Consider the following 21,106-nt stretch of genomic DNA (forward strand, 5'->3'; position numbering starts at 1 on the left):
TCTATCGTATCGTTTCTTTCATGCGCCATCCCATCAAGGCGAACATGAGTCATCTTTTTCTTTCATCGGGTTGCAATAGTGTTCTGCAACTTTCATTGGTTTCTTAGCTTACCTTCAAGCCTAAATCTGAACCATTTTTTGTTTATATTAATTACTTAATTGTCGTCCTGTCTGATGCGTCTTTCTACTCGTTTTGATGGCAATCAAGACATGGGAACCTGATATTCTTACAAGGGCTCCCTATGAGCCCACCCGCTGAACCCCTGTCCAGCGAAGATATATATTTGTTTACCGGGCGCCGCATCAACCTCTTTTTCGAGGGCGCGACGCAAAATTCAGTCATCGTGGACAAAAGTAGGTATACTGACCTCATTTTACGCACGGACCAACGTTCGAATATAGCAGTCTATTGCCATCTCAGCAACTCAAAATTTAACCTATTTCTATGGCAGCTCACAAACCTCAGTCACAAAAAGTACAATTTATTGAAATAAGCGCATCTCAAGCTGGGCAGCGTATCGATAATTTTTTGCTTACACTTGAAAAAGGTGTGCCAAAAAGTCGGATCTATCGTGCCATCCGGAAAGGTGAAGTGCGTGTCAATAAAGGCCGTATTAAACAAACCTATAAAATCCAGGCTGGTGACTCTATTCGTGTGCCACCCTTGCAGGTATCTGAAAAAAATCAGCCAACAGAGATTTCAGACGCATTAAAACAGCAGTTACTCGCTTGCATCATTTTTGAAGACGAATCCATGCTGGTGTTGAATAAACCTTCAGGTCTGGCGGTTCATGCAGGCACTCAGATTCAAATGGGCGTCATCGAAGCCTTCAGACTGATAAAACCTGAATTGGAATTTATCGAGTTAGTTCACCGCCTCGATCGTGACACCTCAGGTTGCTTGTTAATAGCAAAAAGTCGTGAATGTCTATTGAGTCTACAACAACAAATGCTTTCTGATGAAATCGACAAACGTTATTTAACCTTATTAAAAGGTGAAATCAAGCAAGACGAACTCTACGTCGAACAACCTCTTCAGAAAAATACCGTCTCTTCCGGTGAACGCATGGTCAAAGTCGACTCTGCAGGAAAAAAAGCCAAAACCTTATTTATCACCAAACAAGCTTTTGGCCTTGCCCAGCTGACTGAGGTCAAACTCTTTACTGGCAGAACTCATCAGATACGTGTCCATTCAGCCTGGTCTGGTCATCCTGTTGCAGGTGATGACAAATATGGCGATCGCGAATTCAATAAAATCATGAAAAGCTATGGCCTGAAACGCTTGTTTCTTCACGCTTGGCGTCTGGGTATCAGACACCCCATCAGCAATGAGCCACTTCTATTGGAGGCCCCTCTTCCAGACAACCTGGTGAGCGTTGTTTCACTCATGGAGCATGCATAATGGACTACCAACTCATCGTATTTGATTGGGACGGCACCTTGATGGATTCAACGGCGCACATCACTCATTGTATGCACCGAGCTATTTCAACCTTATCTTTAGAACCACTGTCAGATACGCAAGTCAGCCATATCATCGGGCTGGGATTACATGAAGCAGTGCAGACACTCTATCCAGATGCTGATGCGGCAACCTGGACAGCATTGGCTGACTGCTATCGTCAAACCTGGGTAAACACGCCGGAGTCAACACCGCTTTTTACCCATGCTGAAGCCTTACTAAGTCGACTTAATGAACAAAATATTTTGTTAGGCGTGGCCACAGGGAAAAGTCGTAGAGGCTTGGATAGAGCCTTGCAACAAACCGGGTTGGGTAATTTGTTTATATCAACCCGCTGTGCCGATGAATGCCATTCAAAGCCACACCCTCAAATGCTGATGGAACTGATGGATTATGCTGGTGTCACTTCTGACCAAACGCTGATGATAGGTGATACAGAGTTCGACTTAATGATGGCCCATAATGCCGGTGCTGACAGTCTCGGAATCACTCATGGTGCACACCCAGAATTCACTCTTAAAGCAGCGAACCCCAGAGCCATTGTTCATGATCTATATCAAGTTGAGAAGTGGTTAGCTCGTCCTGACACAGAGTTTTGATATGATGGCATACTTATGTTTTTTTCAGGATAGATAAACATGGCAACATTTGGCGATTTCCCACCTAATAATAATTCGGAAAATACAAGCAACAGCAAGGAAGATCAGACTTGGGAACGCAATGTTCTGAGAGATTTGGCGTTTGCAGCCATAAGAGAACAGCGTAACAAACGCCGCTGGGGATATGTCTTTAAAGGCCTGATTTTTTTATATCTTATCGCCTTTCTAATTCTAAGTTACTCACCCAAACAATTATCTTCTGCTACTGGCCCCCACACAGCCATGGTTGAAATCAGTGGCCCTATAGCCAGTGAATCCGAAGCGAATGCTGACAGTATTGTTACGGGTATTCGTAACGCTTTTGAAGATCAATCAGCCAAAGGTTTAATCCTGAGAATGAATACTCCCGGCGGTAGCCCTGTTCAGTCAGGTATCGTCAATGATGAAATTCAGCGCCTCAAAAAAACACGCCCTGATTTTCCCGTCTATGCCGTTATTCAAGATGTCTGTGCCTCAGGCGGTTACTACATCGCCGTAGCAGCTGACAAAATTTATGCAGATAAAGCCAGTATAGTCGGCTCAATTGGCGTGAGAATGGATGGTTTTGGTTTTACTGATTTAATTGACAAGGTGGGTGTCGAAAGACGTTCTTTAACCGCTGGTGAACACAAAGCATTCTTAGACCCATTCCTGCCGATGAAAGAGGCGGATCTCGAACATGCCCACAATATGCTGGACACCATTCATCAACAATTTATTGACGTAGTAAAGGAAGGTCGTGGCGATAGATTGGCGAATAATGATGATTTATTCTCTGGACTGTTCTGGTCGGGAGAGCAAGCTGTCGATCTTGGTTTGATTGATGGTTTAGCAAACACCAGTACTGTGGCACGTGATATTCTGGGCGCAGAAGATATTGTTGATTACACCCCGCGTCCAAACTACCTTGATCAGTTTGCAGGCAAGCTCGGCGCATCTATCTCTCAATTCGTCAGTGAGAAGGCATCATGGAGTGTGAAATAATATGGCAGACACCATTGAATTAACTGAAGCCCAACGCGAAGAGCGTGATGAACGCTTTCGCTATGTTGATCTGAGTCACCCCCTCATGAAAGCACTGTATGAAATGCAGTTAGACTTGGAAAATGAGCAGGAGGAGCAAACATGAGTCTCACAGCTGAATCACTGGTCAACAAATCACTGGAACTCGTTTCACCACCCACTACTTACACACAGCTCAATGAGCTAATGGAAGACCCCGATAGTAGTATCGATGATATCAGTGCGGTCATTAATACCGATCCGGCATTAGCAACACGTCTGTTAAAAATCGTGAACAGCCCTTTTTATGGCTTTCCCTCTCAAATAAATACTATCTCGCGAGCCATCACCATTATAGGTACCCGTGAGCTGACTAATCTAATTCTAGCGACATCAGTACTGAATTCATTCAGAGGCATTCCTACCTCATTGATCAACATGAATGAGTTTTGGCGCCATAGTTTTGCCAGTGCGATCGCCAGCAAGCTGTTGGCTGAAGAGTGTGGCCAACGTTCAAGTGAGCGTTTTTTTATTGCCGGCCTGCTTCACAATATCGGTAGTTTGGTGATTTATCAGACAGTGCCTGAATTAGCGCGTGAAGCGATTAATAGTGCTGAGTTCGGCCATGAAATAATTTTTGAAGCCGAGCAGCGGGCAATGGGCTTTGATCACACTCACGTAGGTGAAGCGCTGACTAAAGCCTGGCGTTTACCAAAATCACTTCAGGAAGTCGCACGTTATCACCATTCTCCTTCCGATGCGGATGAGTTTTTGATTGATGCCGCAGTTGTACATATTGCCGACATATTGGTATCTTCCGTGCCTTTCGGACACAGTGGCGACAGCCATGTTCCACCGCTAGACCCAGCAGCTTGGGATTTGCTGGGCTTGAATGAATACCAAATTCCGGATTTACTCAGGCAGGTTGCCAAACAAATCCAGCGTTTGGAATCCGTTATGATGACTGAGCATTAAAGTTCAACATAAAATTAATCTATTTAAGAGGCTAACAATGAGAACGGTTCTTCTCGGTGCCCCAGGCTCCGGTAAAGGCACACAAGGCGTTGTGTTATCAAAGAAATTCAATATTCCACAAATCTCTACGGGTGATTTGCTGCGTGCGGCAGTAAAAGCGGGATCAGAGTTAGGCAAACAAGCCAAAAGTGCGATGGATGCAGGTGCTCTGGTATCGGATGATATCGTTATCGGTCTTATTCGCGAGCGTTTATCAGAAGAAGATGCTCAAGATGGTTACATTCTTGATGGGTTCCCACGCAATATTGCCCAGGCAGAAGCCTTAGACAGCATGCTTGAGCAATTAGGCCAACCTTTGCAGGGTGTTGTGTTACTAGACGTTCCTTTTGAAGAGTTAATGCAACGTTTAACTGGTCGTCGTACCTGTAAAGACTGTGGTGCCATTTATAATATCCACCTGTCACCACCTAAAAAAGAAGACCAATGTGATAGCTGTGGCGGCGAATTATTTCAGCGCGCTGATGATAATGAAGAAACCATTGGTAATCGTCTGAAAGTATACGAAGAACAGACTGCGCCATTAATTGGTTACTATCAAAGACAGCATAAGCTTCACGCCATTCCTGGCACAGGTGATATTGATGAAATCACCAATGCCGTCGGTGCTGTTTTCGATAACATCTAATCCATCAACACAGATACCGGCCCTAAAGGGCCGGCTTCACTTTATGGCAAATATTTTAGCTGTCGGTATCGCCACCATAGATATCATCAACCGTGTTAACGGCTATCCTCACGAAGATGATGAGATCAGAGCTATCAGCCAGAGTATTCGTCGTGGTGGAAATGCGACAAATACACTGGTCGTTCTCAGTCAGTTAGGCCATCAATGCGCCTGGTCTGGCGTGTTGATTGACGAAAGCGATGCCACTATTGTTAAACAAGATCTAGACGTTCATCAGATCAGCTATCGATTCTGTAAGCAACTCTCTACAGGTAAGTTACCGACCTCTTACATCACGGTGAGCAAGCCAACAGGCAGTCGCACCATCGTGCACTACCGTGATTGTCCCGAGCTGGATTTTCACTTTTTTTCACAACAAGATCTGGCTGGCTTTGACTGGATTCATTTTGAAGGTAGAAATGTCGATGAGCTCGACAAAATGCTGCGATGGTTAAAAACACATTACCCACACTTACCTTGTTCTCTGGAAATAGAGAAACCACGTGAAGGTATAGAAAAACTGTTTCCTCTGGCAGATGTACTGTTATTCTCTAAACCTTATGTGCTCAGTCAGGGATATGACTCCGCTGAGCTGTTTCTTCAGAGTTTATCCCTGCCGAGTCTTATGACTTGTACCTGGGGTGAAACGGGGGCTTGGTTAAAAAACCATGATGTGCTCATTTTTAGTCCAGCTGTCCCTCCTAACGACGTGATTGATACGCTCGCCGCCGGAGATACATTTAATGCCGGCATCATTTCTGGAATGATAAAACAACTAACTGATGAAGAGACACTTTCGTTTGCTTGTCGCCTGGCAGGCAAAAAATGTGGCCAGGAAGGACTGGAGAATTTATTACCGTTATGACAGAAATCTATCTTTGTAATAAAAATGAGCTCAAGGAATACCAAACGCGGGGGTTTAACATTGAGCTGGAAGACGATAAAACACTGGACTGTTTTTTACTGAAACAAGATGGTGAGGTGCGAGCTTATTTAAATTTTTGCCCTCATTTAGGTATCCCACTGAACTGGCAACCCGATCAGTTTATGTCGCTGGAAGGAACCCATATCCAATGTTCAACTCACGGTGCTTTGTTTCAACTGGAAGACGGTTACTGCTTTTCAGGCCCCTGCCGGGGGGAAAGTCTCACACCGCTTAACATTAAGGTTCTAGCATCGGGCGAGGTTTACCTTATCTCCATCTCCTGATACGGTAGATTTATACCTTCCAGGGGAGATTATTTTGCAACTATTGGAAAAATGGTCTGAAGCCTCTCTAACCAGTCTTGGTTTTTTCTGGATGGCGTTGTGGGCATTTATATTTGGCTACATCGTCAGCAGTATTATTCAAGTCATGGTCTCTCGAAAAGAAATGCGAAAGCTTATGGGAGGCGATGATCTTAAATCCATATCAACAGGCACACTATTCGGCTTTATATCTAGCTCATGCAGTTTTGCTGCTTTGTCCACCACACGTGCCTTATTCCAAAAAGGCGCCACTTTCGCCGCTTCTATGGCTTATATGCTGGCTTCAACGAATCTGGTTATTGAACTGGGTTTTGTCATCGCCATTTTTCTAGGCTGGCAATTTGTTATTGGTGAATACCTAGGCGCAATTTTATTAATTCTGATCGCTTGGTTGTTTATTTACTTAACCAACCCTAAATCCCTGATAAAGCAGGCTCGTGATAATCAATCTGAGGATATGCAGGCAAATGAGTCTGATGGACATGCATGGTCACAACTATTCAGCCGAGATATCTGGCAACAAATCAGTCAGAAATATGTCATGGAATGGCAAATGGTATGGAAAGATGTACTAATTGGCTTTACTGTTGCCGGTATCATCTCTGCTTTTGTCCCTGATGCTTTTTTTAAATGGCTATTCATCGGCGCAGGCACAGACAATCCAGACTTCTGGTCAGTCTTACAACAAACATTAGTGGGTCCAATCGCTGCTTTTTTCACTTTCATTGGCTCAATGGGTAATATTCCTCTGGCTGCTGTTTTATACGGCCAAGGAGTTGCCTTCGCTGGTGTGATGGCTTTTATTTTTTCTGATATGGTCGTTCTGCCAGTACTTCGTATTAATGCCAAATATTACGGTTGGAAAATGGCCTTATTCATCCTTATGATGCTGTTTATCTGCCTGGTAATAACATCACTGTTACTTCATTATGGCTTTCAATTATTTGATGTATTACCTAATCCTGAAAACTGGTCATCACCTGCTGAGCAAGACCATTTCAAACTCAACTATAATTTCTTTTTAAATATTGGCTTTTTACTTATTTCAAGCTATCTTTTTTATGACTGGAAACGGTCACAATCAGGCCAACATCATCAAACGTCACTTTCCCTTGGAAAAATAGTAATGAATACACTTGTTACTTTATCAGGTATCTGGTTAGTTGGTGGGGTGATAGTCAAACTGCTTATGAACTAATATCTGCTTCGAAGTCGAGTAATTGACTTACCGCTTTTCTTAATTGTGTAATGATCTGTTTTCGACCAGATAGTTTGAGTTGCTTAGCCGCTTTATCAAATGGCAAACCTTGCAGAATCAACATAATCAATAATTGTTGCTGCTCTTTATGTAACTGTTCAAATCCTGGGCTGGATAGTTGAGACCTGAACCACTGCCATAATGCCCACTCCGAGGACTCATAAGGACGCTGCTTGAATGCAAAACTCTGTATCTGCGGCAACACATCAATACTGAAGGTTTCGTCATCAAGCAATGTCTGGCTAATCTGAATTACCGACTCAGCATCCAGCTCATCCCATTGTCTGCTTAATAAAAACGACCACTGACAAGATAATATTTTACGGGCCTTATCAACCAGGGTCTGCCCCCTTGGCGTCAATGCTTTTAACATCATCACCGATAAACTGCCGGACACCTCATCACGATGTTGACCCAGCCGAACAGTTTCAAATCCGGCTTTGTGCCAGAAATGTAACAAATCCTCCGACATCGCAAAACTCACTCCCACCACATCGGTGTCATCAGTCATTTCGGCAACAGCGCATTTTAATAAATACTGTCCCCAACCTTTCTGCTGAAAGTCAGGGTGTACCGCTATACGACTAATACGCTGATAGTCACACTGTGCCGCATCAATGATTCCCGTATGCACTAATAAAGATTGTGGCAGCAAATGGCCCTTCAACCGCCGTTGACCGTCATAAACAGCCTGAGCAAGCGTGTCCTCAAGCTGCGGTTCGGCGATAGTCCACAGTGTGGCGACGGCTTTACCCTGAAAACGTAAAACACCTATTCGTATATCAGGCTGGTCCAATAACATATGTAAATCAGAAGGTCGTGTACGATAATGCGCCAAAGCCATTAAACCGAAGACTTGCCTGAGCAGGCTTTCATCATTTAATAACTGCCCTTGTTCAAGCTGAACATAGTTCAGCTCATTTAAGGTTGCAGCGTCAATCTCTTGGCTATCAATCGGCTCAGCATCCAGTAATAAAGCCGCAAAACAGAACTGCTCAACGATATCTCCCTCACCCCAGCGAATAGGCTGTTGTAGGCTTAAAGCTCGCCAGTCCGGTGCTAACTTATCCAGTGTTTTATAAAACCGTAAAGCAAACCCTCGCCCGGTGCCTTCATAACCATGGATAGTTGAGCTGAACACCAAACGCGAATATTGAATCAGGTATTGCTCCAACATATTAGCTGGGATAGCAGCAGCTTCATCGATGATCAATAAATCAGTAGTCGGTTGTGCCTGTAAAATGGCATCTGGTGCCATAAATTCAATCATGGCATCCTGCCATGTCACTGACGTTGCACTTAACTTACTTGATGGTAATTGCTGATGGGCATGAAAGAGTAACGTCTGGATATTAGCCGGGCTTGGTGCTGTGACCAGGACATGTTGTTTTCCAGCTTTGAGCAACTCAGCGGCAGCCATACCCAATAAGGCACTTTTCCCCCGACCACGATCCGCTGTTAACACTAACGGGCGACGGCGATGCCCCGTGACTACCCTCTGAACCAACGCTATCGCCTGCTCTTGCTCTTGTGTGGGCTCGATAATAGTGGTGGTTATATTCTTAGCGTGTAATTTGGATATAGAGGGTAAAGACTGCGGCTGATGGAATTGTTGAATTGCTGGAAAGTCAGTTGCAGTTCGAAGAAATCGTCTCAACCATCGGGTCGATGATAATGTACTGTTTAATAAAATAACGACAGTGCCACCAGCTTTGACACAGCCAACGACTGCGCCGAAGGCATCGGCATCAAACTTATTGCTTACCTCAAAAAGTAATAACTCACACTCTTGCCCTAAATGCTGGTGAGCCTGTTTAACATGCACTGCCTGATTGGTGTGTTCAGCATCACTTAACCAAAAACAGCTTGATGACGACACAGACTGGTACAAAGCGTATGCCTGCTGATAAAGCCATTCGGTATCGCCTTGTATGATCCAACAGTGACGCTGTGGCAGTGACATACTTTATGGTTCAATAATGCGGTGGTATCTCATGTTCCTGACCATTATTACTCTGATGCATTGAGGTCTGCATAGTACGCATTTGCACCTTTAAGGTTTCAATGGCAAGTTCTAAGCGAGAAATTTGATCTTGCTGGCCAATAATCACTTGATTCAAGTCTTCCAGCAAACCATCCTGGAATGCTAAACGCGTTTGAAGATCAATAATGTCATTCTCATTTACCGTCATTAGTCATCTCCATCATAAGATAATGCCGGTCCCAACCAACGTTCAGCTGTTTGTTTATCCCAACCTTTTCGCTCAGCATAGTCTTCCACCTGATCCTGGTCGATTTTACCCAAGCCAAAATAACGTGACTCAGGGTGGGCAAAATAGAACCCACTGACAGCGGCAGTTGGCAACATGGCATAACTTTCTGTAATGGTCATATCGGCATGGGTAACAGGATCAATCAGCTCCCATAACAGACCTTTCTCAGTATGATCCGGACAGGCAGGATAACCTGGTGCCGGACGAATGCCCTGATATTTCTCATCAATCAAGGCATCATTGTCTAATTGCTCTTCTTTAGCATAACCCCAGAATTCTTTTCGAACCCGTTCATGCATGCGTTCTGCAAAGGCTTCTGCCAGACGATCCGCCAGCGCTTTCAGCATAATGCTGTGATAGTCGTCATGATCTTCTTCAAAGCGTGCAACGTGCTCATCAATGCCAATACCTGCCGTTACGGCAAACGCCCCAATATAATCATTGACGCCCGTGTCTTTTGGCGCGATAAAATCGGCTAAAGCGGCATTTGGACGACCAGGTGGACGCTCGGTTTGTTGACGTAAGCTATGCAATGTCATCAATACCTCATCACGGCTATCGTCACGATACACTTCAATATCATCGTCATTCACGCTATTCGCCGCAAAAAGGCCAATGACCGCTTTGGCTGTCAGCCATTTCTCATCGACGATTTGCTGCAACATTTTTTGTGCATCTTCAAATAGATGTGTGGCGTGCTCGCCAACCACTTCGTCGGTCAGAATACGAGGGTACTTGCCAGCCAGCTCCCAGGATTGGAAAAAAGGCGTCCAGTCAATGCGATCCACCAATTCAGCCAGAGGATAGTCATCAAACACCTCCAGACCCAATTTAGCAGGTTTGGTTGGTTGATAAGCGGCCCAGTCAATCTTGGTTTTATTCGCTCGTGCTTCCGTGATACTTAATTGACGTCGACTGCTCTTACGTCCCTTATGTCTTGAACGCTTCTCTTCATAGTCTTTTTTCAGATCAGCAATAAAGGCATCACGTGTATCTTTGGTGACTAAACGTTGAGCCACACCCACCGCACGTGACGCGTCTTTTACATAGATACTGCAGCCATGATAGTTCGGTTCAATTTTCACGGCGGTATGGATTAAAGAAGTAGTAGCTCCACCAATCATCAGTGGGGTTTCCATGCCCAGTCGCTCCATTTCTTTCGCGACGTGCACCATTTCATCAAGTGATGGCGTAATCAGACCAGACAAGCCGATAATATCGACTTTTTCTTCGCGTGCCGTATCAAGAATTTTCTGCGCTGGCACCATCACGCCAAGATCAATCACTTCAAAGTTATTACATTGCAATACCACGCCCACGATATTTTTACCGATATCATGTACGTCACCTTTGACGGTGGCCATCAAAATCTTGCCGTTATTTTTGCTATCGTCGCCCTCTTCTTTCGCTGCTTCGATAAAGGGCATCAGATACGCAACAGCTTTTTTCATTACACGGGCAGATTTGACCACCTGAGGTAAAAACATTTTACCTTCGCCAAACAAATCACCCACCACGTTCATACCGTCCATCAACGGCCCTTCAATCACTTCCAGTGGTTTGGCAAATTGTTGGCGCGCTTCTTCTGTATCGTCTTCAACATAATCCGCAATGCCTTTTACCAAAGCATGCTCAAGACGCTTGACGACAGGTAGCTCACGCCAGGCCAAGTCTTCCTGCTTAGCCACACTGCCACCTTCGCCTTTGTATTTTTCGGCGAGTTCCAGCAATCGGTCAGTAGAATCTTCACGGCGGTTTTGGACGACATCTTCTACGGCTTCACGCAATTCTTCAGGCAGATCATCATAGATAGCCAGCTGGCCAGCATTAACAATCCCCATATCCATTCCCGCTTTAATCGCGTGGTAGAGGAAAACCGCATGAATCGCTTCACGCACCGGATTGTTACCACGGAATGAGAACGAGACGTTGGAAACACCACCACTGATCAGCGCATGTGGCAGACTTTGTTTAATATCGTGAACAGCCTCAATAAAATCGACGGCGTAATTATTATGCTCTTCGATACCTGTGGCGACGGCAAAGATGTTGGGATCGAAGATGATGTCTTCTGGTGGGAAATGCACTTTCTCAGTCAACACTTCGTATGAACGTCGACAAATTTCCAGCTTACGTTCACGTGTATCGGCCTGACCGACTTCATCAAAGGCCATCACAATCACCGCTGCACCATAACGGCGAACCAATTTGGCCTGTTCGATAAATTTATCTTCACCCTCTTTCAGGCTGATGGAGTTAACAATGCCTTTACCTTGAATACATCTCAGACCAGCCTCAATCACATCCCATTTGGATGAGTCAATCATGATAGGCACACGGCTGATATCTGGTTCAGCAGCGAGTAAGTTAAGGAAGATGACCATGGCCTCTTTCGAGTCCAGCATGCCCTCATCCATATTGATGTCAATGATTTGAGCACCGTTTTCTACTTGCTGACGTGCCACTTCCAATGCCGTATCGTAATCGCCTTCTTTGATTAGCTTGGCGAAACGCGCCGAGCCCGTGACATTGGTCCGTTCGCCTACATTCACAAATAAACTGTCAGGGGTAATATTCAGAGGTTCTAAACCACTCAAACGGCAGTGATGTAGATTCTTCTTTGGCTGACGAGGCTGAATACCCTCTACTGCATCAGCAATCGCTTTGATATGAGCAGGGGCGGTACCGCAGCAGCCTCCAACAATATTTAAGAAACCAGACTCAGCCCATTCTTTAATCTGTGCTGCCATGACTTCTGGTGATTCATCATACTCACCGAACTCATTAGGTAAGCCTGCATTGGGGTGAGCACTGATATGACAAGTCACTACATTGGCTAACTCTTCCACGTACTGACGTAACTGCTCCGCACCCAGTGCACAGTTCAGGCCAATACTCAGAGGCTGGATATGCGCCAGCGAGTTCCAGAATGCTTCGGCCGTTTGGCCTGAAAGTGTACGACCACTGGCATCAGTAATCGTGCCTGAAATCATGACCGGGATATGTACACCATTTCGTTCGCAGAACTGATCAATCGCAAACAAGGCGGCTTTGGCATTTAAGGTGTCAAACACCGTTTCGACCAGCAACAAATCAGCACCGCCATCAACCAAACCACGAATGGCTTCCATGTATGCATCAACCAGTTCATCAAAACTGACATTTCGAAAGCCAGGATTATTCACATCAGGAGAGATACTGGCCGTGCGGTTAGTTGGGCCCAATACACCGGTGACAAAACGTGGCTTGTCTGGGTTGTTAGCCGTAAATTCATCAGCCACTTCTTTAGCTAATTCGGCTGAGACTTTATTTAACTCATAAACCAGATCTTCCATCTGGTAATCAGCCATGGCAATTGACGTACCATTAAAGGTGTTCGTTTCAACAATATCCGCACCGGCTTCAAAATAGGCACGATGGATATCGCGAATAATTTGCGGCTGGGTCAAAGACAAAAGATCGTTATTGCCTTTTACATCACAGGGATGATCTGCAAATCGCGCACCACGAAAATCTTTTTCTTCCAGTTTATAACTTTGGATCAACGTCCCCATTCCACCGTCTAGAATCAGAATACGTTGCTCAAGTAAGGATTTAATTTGTTGATGCACAGTCATTTAAAGCAGATTTCCCATCTGGTAAAGCGATTATAAAAATCGCACGATTATACCAGATACTCATCACGACTTTTGAACTGTGACAGATTGAACTCAGCCAGCATCGCTACTGGCTGAGCATTAGAATTTATACCTTAAATGACGATAAGCCTGTTTGTAACTCATTGGCTGTGGCATCCAAATCGCTACCGACCTGACTGAGTTCTTTTGCACCCTCAGCTGTCTGCTGAACCAAATCCGAAATACGGGTTAAATTTTCACTGACATTTTCACAAACATTGCTTTGCTCTTCTGTTGCGGATGCAATCTGTAAGGTCATCTCAGAGACTTCATCAATCGCGGTTCTAATTTTGATTAAAGCGCTAGCAGCAGAATGCGCTAATTCCACGCTATGCTCGACCTGCTCGCCACTTTTCTTCATAGCGACAGAGGCTTCTTTATTTCCTTGGTTCAGTAAGGCCAAACGATTTTGAATCTCCACAGTCGCTGATTGTGAACGATTCGCCAACGCTCGCACCTCGTCTGCCACCACGGCAAAACCACGACCTTTTTCACCGGCTCTGGCCGCTTCAATCGCAGCATTCAAAGCTAATAGGTTTGTTTGTTCAGCAATGCCCTGAATTTCCACCAGAATCTCTGCAATGGCGCCACTATTCTTGACTAGTTGATCCAATGCAGCTTCAGAGAGTTGAACACTATTTTTCACATCACTGATTGATTGAGCATTCTGACTCACCAGATCTGCACCCGCTTCTGTTGATTGATGCGCATCACTGACTAATGTTGCGGTGCGCTCTGCGTTACCAGCAATCTGCTGAGCTGAAGCCGACATTTCAGTGACTGCAGAGACCATCTGATCCAGTAAACTGCTCTGTTCATTCATCTGATCACTGGTTTGTTGGCTAATTTGCTTACCTTGAGCAGATAAGGCGCTTATACGGTTACCAATCGGCAACATCCCCTTAATCAAAGTCTGTAGTTTTTGAATAAAGGTATTCAATAGATTTGCCAGCTTACTGGTTTCATCCTGGCGAGAGACAGTGATTTGTTGTGTCAGATCCCCTTCGCCTCCGGCCAGTTTACCAACAATACCGGTCATATCATGCAGGGGCTTAACGCTGTTTTTGGCAACAAACCAGACAATGACCACACCAATCATCGCAAACAAAAAGCCCAGCAGAGTCGTCTGACTGATAAAGCGTGATTGTTGCTGATCCATAAAGGCTTGTTGTTGCTGAAGATCAGCATAAATAACGGACTCAGGCACGGAGATATAAACAGTCCAGTGAGCACCCGTATCACCTAGCTTAAAAGGTTTTAACACTTTCAAAGCATCATCAGCAGCAAAAATAGTACTCTCATCTGACATGGATAGATTCTTAATTTTACTCACAAGATCAGCGTCAATTGACTTCAAATTTTTCCCGACTAATTCTGGATTCTCACTATCAGCAACAATGACGCCCTTTGGACTAACTAATAAAATCTCACCAGCGCCGTCATAGAGCTGTTTATCGACTTTCACGATATTGGACTGTAGGAAGTCAGCACTGATATCAATCCCTGTCATACCAATAAAATTACCATTCTTCGTTACTGGTACAACCATACTGGTTAGCAATACATCCTTCCCATTTATCGGATAGATATAAGGGTCAACGACGCAGCTTTTGTTGGACTCTTTGGGACATAAGTAATATTCACCGGCTCTCACACCATTATCGTCAAGCGTCTGGTCTTCTAATCCAACTAAACTCTCGACGGTGAAACCATCATTATCGCCATGAATCACATAGGGTAGAAACCGGCCACTCTCATCACTACCAACGGTTGATGGATACAAAGCATCTGAAAAATCAAACTTATTGGGTTCAAAGGCAACATAGGTACCCAGGAAATTAGGACTCAGATTCAAGGTCTTTTTTAGGGTATCCAAAGCCAGTTGACGTTTGTCTATAGTATTAGAAGCACTGGCTAACGATTGCATGGACATCGACGTAGATGTGGCCACGTTCAATGCTTTCTCCAGAGGGACAAGCAGGCTGGCACTGGTATCACTGGCGAGTAGTCCGAGGTACGATTCCGCCTGCTTTTTTGTCAGTTCGCTATTGTATTCTGTGAGTGATTGATTAATTTTGCCAAAGTTATACATCGCCACCAAGGCGGTCACGAGCACAACAGAGAGTAGACTAAGTCCAGCCCAGAAGCTAAACCGTTGCTGAATAGATAAGTTCATACTGACTCCACACAAAGCGGTTCCCCGTCAACATCGCATCATGTTTATCAGCTGAAAAATCAAGCTAAACCTTTACAGTGAAAGACTCAAACAGGCACAAACCATGCAGACAGTTCTTCATTAAACAGCAGCCGGAAAATGTTCTATGAATGACAACAGGGCACCAAAGAAATGATGATGCGCAAAATATGACAGAAAGCCTCTCAGAAAACAATGTTTAATGAGAGGAAACATGAACTATTTCCGTTTTTTCTAATATAAACGCATCCCAACCTTTTTCACGATGTCACCATCGACCTCATTCACGACCCAATGAATGCCGTGCCAATCAATGTCGTCACCCACAACAGGATGTCCCCCCACCCGTCGTGCAATAAACTCGCCTAAACTCACCCCCACTTCCTGTGGACTGATCGTCAGACCATAGGCTTTAGCGATATCCACTAACATCGCTTCACCATTGAGAACAAAAGAGCCAAAAAATGCTAATTGCTTCTGATTCAGCTGAGTATCACCATTGAATAATTCGTTCAGGTTATCTAGGTCTTCTTCACGGCTGATCACACATAGAATATCGCCTAGTTTTAGACGCGTACTGCCCTTAGGATGAATCATCTCCTCATGCCGGAATAAGGCAGAAATCATCGCACCAGATGGAAAACGCAGTAAACGAATAGGTTGGTCATCGAGACGTTGGTTCTCTACTTTATAAACAAACATTTCAAAATCGCGCTCAGGCAAGATACCTAAAGAACCGCGTTGTCTTGGACTGGCCTTTTTAGGGATCTGCACTCGCATCCATTTTGCCATCGGTAATAAAGTACCGCCTTGGATAAGTAGCGATAACAACACAACAGCAAACGCCACATTAAAATACATCGGGGCATTATCTACCCCACCTATGACAGGAAAAATCGCCAGCACAATAGGCACAGCTCCTCGTAATCCCACCCAGGAAATAAAACCAATTTCACGCCAGCGGAATTTAAAAAATGGTTTTACGGAGAGAATGACTGCCAGTGGTCTTGCAATAAATATCAGGGCTAAGGCAATCACAAGTGATGGCAAAGCATATTCCATTAATTCGGTTGGAGTGACCAGCAACCCCAACACCAGGAATAAACCAATCTGGCTTAACCAGGCCAGACCATCATATACCGGCAAAATATGCTGTAATTGACGGGTGTTTTCACTGCCTATCATCAAACCACAGAGATAGATAGCCAGAAAACCACTGCCCCCCATCCAGGACGCTAAACCAAAAATACTAAACCCCAATGCTAATGCCAACAGTGAGTACAAGCCTGGCATTAACTCCAGTCTTGCCAATAAACGCTTAACTAACCAGCCACCTAAGAGACCAATACCAATACCAAAGCCGAATTGTTGAAGGAAAAACAGTACATTGCCTAACACAGTGTTTTCATCACTAATCAATAACTGGATGAACATCAATGTAAGAAAAATCGCCATCGGATCGTTGGTGCCAGACTCGATTTCTAGCGTCGCCCCAACTCGTTCGTTGATATTAATGCCCTGACCACGCAACATAGAAAAGACTGCAGCCGCATCTGTCGACCCTACAATCGCACCAATCAATAAGCCTTCAACCAGTGTTAGATTGAATATCCACATGGCTATTAACCCCACCACACCGCTGGTGATAAACACACCTATCGTTGCCATGGATAAAGCAGGTTTAAAGCCGACACGAAATGTTTTGAGGCGAGTACGCATACCGCCATCGAGCAAAATCATGGCAAGTGCCAAATGACCGATAACGAATGCCACGGAATAATTATCAAACTGAATACCTAATATGCCATCTTCTCCGGCCAGCATGCCTAGTGCCAGGAAAATGATCAGCAATGGCAAACCAAAAATAGAAGATAAGCGGCTGGCCAGAATGCTTAAAGCAATCAAGGTTCCGCTTAACAAAAACAACATACTTATCGAATTCATAAAGGCGCTTTTATCAGTGATCTATGGACTAAACATAGCAACAAATGCTCTGAAGAGCACGAAATGACAGTGAATTTATTGAGATGATGATGGCCGCTTTAAACTCAACTCTCCAGCTTCTTCAATGTCAATAAATGGAAAAAGACTACCGATATCCAAACGTGCCTTAAATCGATATTTAACCGCATCCTGATGATGAGACATTAACTGACTAATCAATTTCGCACTACCAAGCAAATCTGGTATTGCTTGGATTGTAAATTCTTCGGTGCCGTATGCCGCAACTCGCGGTAAATCCGGTTCCGCTCCACTCAATATCCGATAACCATCTACCTCAACGGAGTAGCTCATCCCCTTCAATGGTAGCGCTTGTCGATTAGGATTAATCACTTGTAAACCGATAATGAATATAGGTGTTGAGGCAGTTGAAGACGGTGCCAGATTAAACGAAGTGATATTGACTTGAGGTTGTTCAAATTCAGGCGAAAAGCTCGCACATGCCGACAAAAAATAAACCATGGTGAATAGAAAAATAAAGCGGAGTTGTCGCATAACACGGTCCTGTTGTTGTTCATTGATGCAATAAGAAAGTTAAGTATTAATATAGACGCAACGCCTTAATTCAAGCTTATTCAATCGATACTTGTTTTAGTGACATAAAAAAACGCCGCATATTTCAATCAATATGCGGCGTTTAATCGCTTTAATGGGACTTTATCCCATTCAGAAACGGTTATTGACCTCGTTCCTGAAGCTCCTCGTTTTCATCCATTTCATGTGCAGGATGAGGAGCGTTAGCTGCATCTTCAGCTTCTTTCATATTTTCTTTGTAGTCATCACTCATTTCTTTATCTTTATGAGTGTCGACAGACTCTCCCATTTCATGGGCAGGATGTTTCGCACCGTCATGGGAGTCTTTATGCTCATTCGCAAACGCCATACTTGATGCGAATAGAAGCGTGAATACTACTGATAACAATGTTGTAAATTGTTTGTTTAACATTATTTTCTCCTTTGTTTGAACCATCAAACATCGGTAAAAAGAGCCTGAATATTGAATTTATCATTCAGGACTGATTCCTACCCTAACGAATTATTCATATGAGATCAAATCGCCAAGAAACAAAATAACCTTAATAATCAACAACTCACACTCACATCATTTATTCAATGATTATCCTTAACGCTAGTCAAGACAATCCTTACAGCTGACTCAGGATATCACTGATTAACTGACTGCTTTTTTATCAACGGCTACAGAAGTGCCAGTATTCATAAAGCGATTGACTCCGTTTAATAATGCTTTTATCGCTGAAGTAGTGATGTTTTTATCCTGCCCCACACCGAACACGGTTGCATGCTCTCCCACCTTGACTTCAACATAGCTCACCGCCGTTGCGTCAGAACCGGCCGTCATGCCATGTTCATGATAATCCGCGACAGTCACTGTTTCACCGATATGCTCTGAGATAGCTTTGGCCACAGCATCCAATGGTCCATTGCCTTGTCCCTTTAACTCAATACGCTGTTGCTCATATTTCACCACCACATGGCTCATGACTTGATGACTTTCTTCATCGACGATATGACTTCCCATATATTGATAAGGACTGTTCACTTGCACGTATTCATCATCAAACAGTGAGACGATATTCTCAGCGTTAATCTCACGACCACTGCTGTCACTGACCTTTTGAACCACTTTGCTGAACTCAATCTGCAAACGACGTGGCAATTCAAAGCCGGCATGTTGCTGTAACAAGAAACTCACGCCACCTTTGCCGGACTGACTGTTGACCCTCACCACAGCATCGTAACTACGATTTACATCGGCTGGATCAATGGGTAAATAAGGTACCTGCCAATAGTCATCCGCTTTTTGTACGGCCAATCCTTTTTTAATCGCATCCTGATGCGAGCCAGAAAAAGCCGTAAACACTAATTCACCCGCATAAGGATGGCGCGGATGCACGGGTAATTGTGTGGCTTCTTCAAACAATTGTCGGATCTGATCCATCTGAGTGAAATCAAGCTCAGGATGAATTCCCTGCGAATACAAATTCATCGCCAAGGTGATCAAGTCCACATTACCCGTGCGTTCACCATTACCAAATAAACAACCTTCCACACGATCAGCCCCCGCCATGACGGCTAACTCAGCTGCTGCTACCGCCGTGCCACGATCGTTATGTGGGTGCACACTCAGAATAATGCTGTCACGTTGATTTAGATGGCGGTGCATCCATTCCACTTGATCGGCATAGGTATTCGGCGTCGCCATTTCTACTGTTGCCGGCAAGTTGATGATCATCTTATGTTCTGGTGTTGGCTGCCAGATGGCCGTCACCGCGTCACAAACCTCTTTCGCAAACTCCATTTCCGCACTGGAAAAGGTCTCCGGTGAATATTGGTATACCCATTCGGTTTCTGGCTGTTTTGCCGTCATCTCTTTCACCCAACGCGTTCCACGCTCAGCGATCTCTTTCACCCCAGCCTTATCAGTGCGATAGACAATTTCACGAAAAGCAGGGGCAATCGGGTTATACATATGCAAAATAGCGCGTTTGGCACCTTTCAAGGATTCCACGGTTCGGGCAATTAAATCCTCTCTGGCCTGCGTTAACACTTCAATCGTGACATCATCAGGAATACGATTTTCGTCAATCAGACGACGTACAAAATTAAAGTCCGTTTCTGAGGCTGATGGAAAACCAACCTCAATTTCTTTAAAGCCCATATCCACCAAGGCTAGGAAAAACCGCATTTTGGTATCAACAGACATCGGATCAATCAAAGCCTGATTACCGTCACGTAAATCTGTACTCATCCAGATTGGGGCTTTATCCAATACCACATTGGGCCACCGCCGATCAGGCAATTGGATAGCATCAAAGCGACGATATTTTTGAGCGGGCTGACTAATCATGTCTGACTCCTGACAATAACTATTAATGACACACAAGTTGCTGAAACAAATTTGCCTGACTCACCATATGAACCGGGTTAATTCATACTTTTCCGATAGGACTTTCATGACTTTTGATCATGTCAGTTCATCGTGCCAGCTGCGCTTTTGACGCATCGGCTATCAGTTCCAGCCATGTGAAATAGTATAAAGAAGTCACTATGGAATTAAATTGCTATATTTGCATAAAACCGACTTAAACAAGAATAATATTGCTTAAATAATACAAATATTGAAATATATAACCACAATAAAAATTAATGGAGAAATTACATGTCTGATAACCTCGATAAATACGACATCATGATCCTGCAAAAATTACAGGCTGACGGACGCATTACCAACCAGGAATTAGCCGAAGCTATCAAACTGTCCCCCTCGCCCTGTCTTCGTCGGGTTAAACAAATGGAAGAAAAAGGCTTAATTGATGGTTACGTTGCTTTACTCAACGCAAAAAAATTAGGTCTGACTTTAATGGCCTTTATTGGGATCAGTATGGATAAACACACACCGGAGCGTTTTGAAGCACTGGAGACCACACTTGCCAGCTATCCTGAGGTACTCGAATGTCACCTCATTACCGGCCAATCTGCCGATTATTTATTAAAGGTGATTGTGAAAGATATGGATGCCTATCAACAATTCCTGCTCAATAAACTAACGCGCATTGAGGGTGTGACAGGAGTTCATACCTCGTTTGTCATGAAATCACCTATCAAAACAACGGCGCTGCCGGTTGGTTGATG

Annotated in this window: 18 protein-coding genes; 10 read left to right on the plus strand and 8 right to left on the minus strand. The window is 44.3% G+C overall.

Going from position 1 to position 21,106, the window contains the following annotated elements:
• Window positions 1–445: 445 nt before the first annotated feature.
• The 9 genes from B3014_RS00915 to B3014_RS00955 are packed head-to-tail and all read left to right on the plus strand — an operon-like array spanning window position 446 to window position 7,247.
• A complete protein-coding gene (locus B3014_RS00915; RefSeq protein WP_289243189.1) occupies window positions 446–1,402 on the plus strand; it encodes an RluA family pseudouridine synthase in 957 nt (318 codons plus the stop codon).
• Window positions 1,402–2,061 carry an HAD family hydrolase gene (locus B3014_RS00920; RefSeq protein WP_289243188.1) on the plus strand — a complete coding sequence of 220 codons (660 nt, stop codon included), beginning with the start codon at window positions 1,402–1,404 and terminating at the stop codon, window positions 2,059–2,061. Before B3014_RS00915 ends, B3014_RS00920 begins: the two co-directional genes overlap by 1 nt.
• A gap of 39 nt (window positions 2,062–2,100) precedes the next feature.
• The gene (locus tag B3014_RS00925; RefSeq protein WP_286303924.1) at window positions 2,101–3,084 is read left to right on the plus strand and encodes a S49 family peptidase; all 984 of its coding nucleotides are present in this window, start codon (window positions 2,101–2,103) and stop codon (window positions 3,082–3,084) included.
• Between the two features lies 1 nt (window position 3,085).
• Window positions 3,086–3,229: a hypothetical protein gene (locus B3014_RS00930; RefSeq protein WP_286303923.1), complete on the plus strand. Its 144-nt coding sequence runs from the start codon at window positions 3,086–3,088 to the stop codon at window positions 3,227–3,229.
• Window positions 3,226–4,077 (plus strand): HDOD domain-containing protein, encoded by an 852-nt coding sequence (locus B3014_RS00935; protein WP_286303922.1) that lies wholly within the window; start codon window positions 3,226–3,228, stop codon window positions 4,075–4,077. The genes B3014_RS00930 and B3014_RS00935 overlap by 4 nt, the downstream gene beginning before the upstream one ends.
• 37 nt (window positions 4,078–4,114) lie before the next feature.
• On the plus strand, window positions 4,115–4,762 hold the full coding sequence (locus B3014_RS00940) for an adenylate kinase (protein ID WP_286303921.1): 648 nt from the start codon (window positions 4,115–4,117) through the stop codon (window positions 4,760–4,762).
• A gap of 43 nt (window positions 4,763–4,805) precedes the next feature.
• Complete coding sequence (locus B3014_RS00945) at window positions 4,806–5,666, plus strand: PfkB family carbohydrate kinase (RefSeq protein WP_289243187.1); 861 nt, start codon at window positions 4,806–4,808, stop codon at window positions 5,664–5,666.
• The gene (locus tag B3014_RS00950) at window positions 5,663–6,010 is read left to right on the plus strand and encodes a Rieske (2Fe-2S) protein (protein ID WP_289243186.1); all 348 of its coding nucleotides are present in this window, start codon (window positions 5,663–5,665) and stop codon (window positions 6,008–6,010) included. Before B3014_RS00945 ends, B3014_RS00950 begins: the two co-directional genes overlap by 4 nt.
• Before the next feature lie 34 nt (window positions 6,011–6,044).
• Window positions 6,045–7,247 (plus strand): permease, encoded by a 1,203-nt coding sequence (locus B3014_RS00955; protein WP_289243185.1) that lies wholly within the window; start codon window positions 6,045–6,047, stop codon window positions 7,245–7,247.
• Here the strand turns inward: B3014_RS00955 and B3014_RS00960 are convergent.
• From B3014_RS00960 to leuA, 8 genes are all read right to left on the minus strand, one after another.
• Window positions 7,237–9,270, minus strand: coding sequence for a tRNA(Met) cytidine acetyltransferase TmcA (locus B3014_RS00960; protein ID WP_289243184.1), 2,034 nt, complete (start codon window positions 9,268–9,270; stop codon window positions 7,237–7,239). The genes B3014_RS00955 and B3014_RS00960 overlap by 11 nt on opposite strands.
• 10 nt (window positions 9,271–9,280) lie before the next feature.
• Entirely contained in the window at window positions 9,281–9,499 is a 219-nt protein-coding gene (locus B3014_RS00965) for a SlyX family protein (protein WP_286303914.1), read from the minus strand.
• Complete coding sequence (gene metH, locus B3014_RS00970) at window positions 9,499–13,197, minus strand: methionine synthase (RefSeq protein WP_289243183.1); 3,699 nt, start codon at window positions 13,195–13,197, stop codon at window positions 9,499–9,501. The genes B3014_RS00965 and metH overlap by 1 nt, the downstream gene beginning before the upstream one ends.
• 127 nt (window positions 13,198–13,324) lie before the next feature.
• Window positions 13,325–15,433, minus strand: coding sequence for a methyl-accepting chemotaxis protein (locus B3014_RS00975; protein WP_289243182.1), 2,109 nt, complete (start codon window positions 15,431–15,433; stop codon window positions 13,325–13,327).
• Between the two features lie 252 nt (window positions 15,434–15,685).
• Window positions 15,686–17,395, minus strand: coding sequence for a potassium/proton antiporter (locus B3014_RS00980; protein ID WP_289243181.1), 1,710 nt, complete (start codon window positions 17,393–17,395; stop codon window positions 15,686–15,688).
• Window positions 17,396–17,470: 75 nt separating this feature from the next.
• Complete coding sequence (locus B3014_RS00985; RefSeq protein ID WP_289243180.1) at window positions 17,471–17,947, minus strand: LEA type 2 family protein; 477 nt, start codon at window positions 17,945–17,947, stop codon at window positions 17,471–17,473.
• Between the two features lie 181 nt (window positions 17,948–18,128).
• Window positions 18,129–18,398 carry a hypothetical protein gene (locus B3014_RS00990; protein ID WP_289243179.1) on the minus strand — a complete coding sequence of 90 codons (270 nt, stop codon included), beginning with the start codon at window positions 18,396–18,398 and terminating at the stop codon, window positions 18,129–18,131.
• Between the two features lie 225 nt (window positions 18,399–18,623).
• Window positions 18,624–20,321 carry a 2-isopropylmalate synthase gene (gene leuA / locus B3014_RS00995; RefSeq protein WP_289243178.1) on the minus strand — a complete coding sequence of 566 codons (1,698 nt, stop codon included), beginning with the start codon at window positions 20,319–20,321 and terminating at the stop codon, window positions 18,624–18,626.
• A 312-nt stretch (window positions 20,322–20,633) separates the two neighbouring features.
• On the opposite strand from leuA, the gene B3014_RS01000 reads away from it, so the two are divergent.
• Window positions 20,634–21,104, plus strand: a complete 471-nt coding sequence (locus tag B3014_RS01000; RefSeq protein WP_286303907.1) for an Lrp/AsnC family transcriptional regulator — start codon at window positions 20,634–20,636, stop codon at window positions 21,102–21,104.
• Window positions 21,105–21,106: the final 2 nt, after the last annotated feature.

This window comes from Methylophaga sp. UBA678 (assembly GCF_002299105.1).
GTDB classification, from domain to species: domain Bacteria; phylum Pseudomonadota; class Gammaproteobacteria; order Nitrosococcales; family Methylophagaceae; genus Methylophaga; species Methylophaga marina.

Bases quoted from the DNA above. Each gene is read 5' to 3' on its own strand.
- B3014_RS00930 (WP_286303923.1), top strand. From the start codon at position 3,086: ATGGCAGACACCATTGAATTAACTGAAGCCCAACGCGAAGAGCGTGAT.
- B3014_RS00920 (WP_289243188.1), top strand. From the start codon at position 1,402: ATGGACTACCAACTCATCGTATTTGATTGGGACGGCACCTTGATGGAT.
- B3014_RS00975 (WP_289243182.1), bottom strand. From the start codon at position 15,433: ATGAACTTATCTATTCAGCAACGGTTTAGCTTCTGGGCTGGACTTAGT.
- B3014_RS00925 (WP_286303924.1), top strand. From the start codon at position 2,101: ATGGCAACATTTGGCGATTTCCCACCTAATAATAATTCGGAAAATACA.
- B3014_RS01000 (WP_286303907.1), top strand. From the start codon at position 20,634: ATGTCTGATAACCTCGATAAATACGACATCATGATCCTGCAAAAATTA.
- B3014_RS00980 (WP_289243181.1), bottom strand. From the start codon at position 17,395: ATGAATTCGATAAGTATGTTGTTTTTGTTAAGCGGAACCTTGATTGCT.
- B3014_RS00950 (WP_289243186.1), top strand. From the start codon at position 5,663: ATGACAGAAATCTATCTTTGTAATAAAAATGAGCTCAAGGAATACCAA.
- B3014_RS00960 (WP_289243184.1), bottom strand. From the start codon at position 9,270: ATGTCACTGCCACAGCGTCACTGTTGGATCATACAAGGCGATACCGAA.
- metH (WP_289243183.1), bottom strand. From the start codon at position 13,197: ATGACTGTGCATCAACAAATTAAATCCTTACTTGAGCAACGTATTCTG.
- B3014_RS00990 (WP_289243179.1), bottom strand. From the start codon at position 18,398: ATGTTAAACAAACAATTTACAACATTGTTATCAGTAGTATTCACGCTT.
- B3014_RS00965 (WP_286303914.1), bottom strand. From the start codon at position 9,499: ATGACGGTAAATGAGAATGACATTATTGATCTTCAAACGCGTTTAGCA.
- B3014_RS00945 (WP_289243187.1), top strand. From the start codon at position 4,806: ATGGCAAATATTTTAGCTGTCGGTATCGCCACCATAGATATCATCAAC.
- B3014_RS00935 (WP_286303922.1), top strand. From the start codon at position 3,226: ATGAGTCTCACAGCTGAATCACTGGTCAACAAATCACTGGAACTCGTT.
- B3014_RS00985 (WP_289243180.1), bottom strand. From the start codon at position 17,947: ATGCGACAACTCCGCTTTATTTTTCTATTCACCATGGTTTATTTTTTG.
- B3014_RS00915 (WP_289243189.1), top strand. From the start codon at position 446: ATGGCAGCTCACAAACCTCAGTCACAAAAAGTACAATTTATTGAAATA.
- B3014_RS00940 (WP_286303921.1), top strand. From the start codon at position 4,115: ATGAGAACGGTTCTTCTCGGTGCCCCAGGCTCCGGTAAAGGCACACAA.
- leuA (WP_289243178.1), bottom strand. From the start codon at position 20,321: ATGATTAGTCAGCCCGCTCAAAAATATCGTCGCTTTGATGCTATCCAA.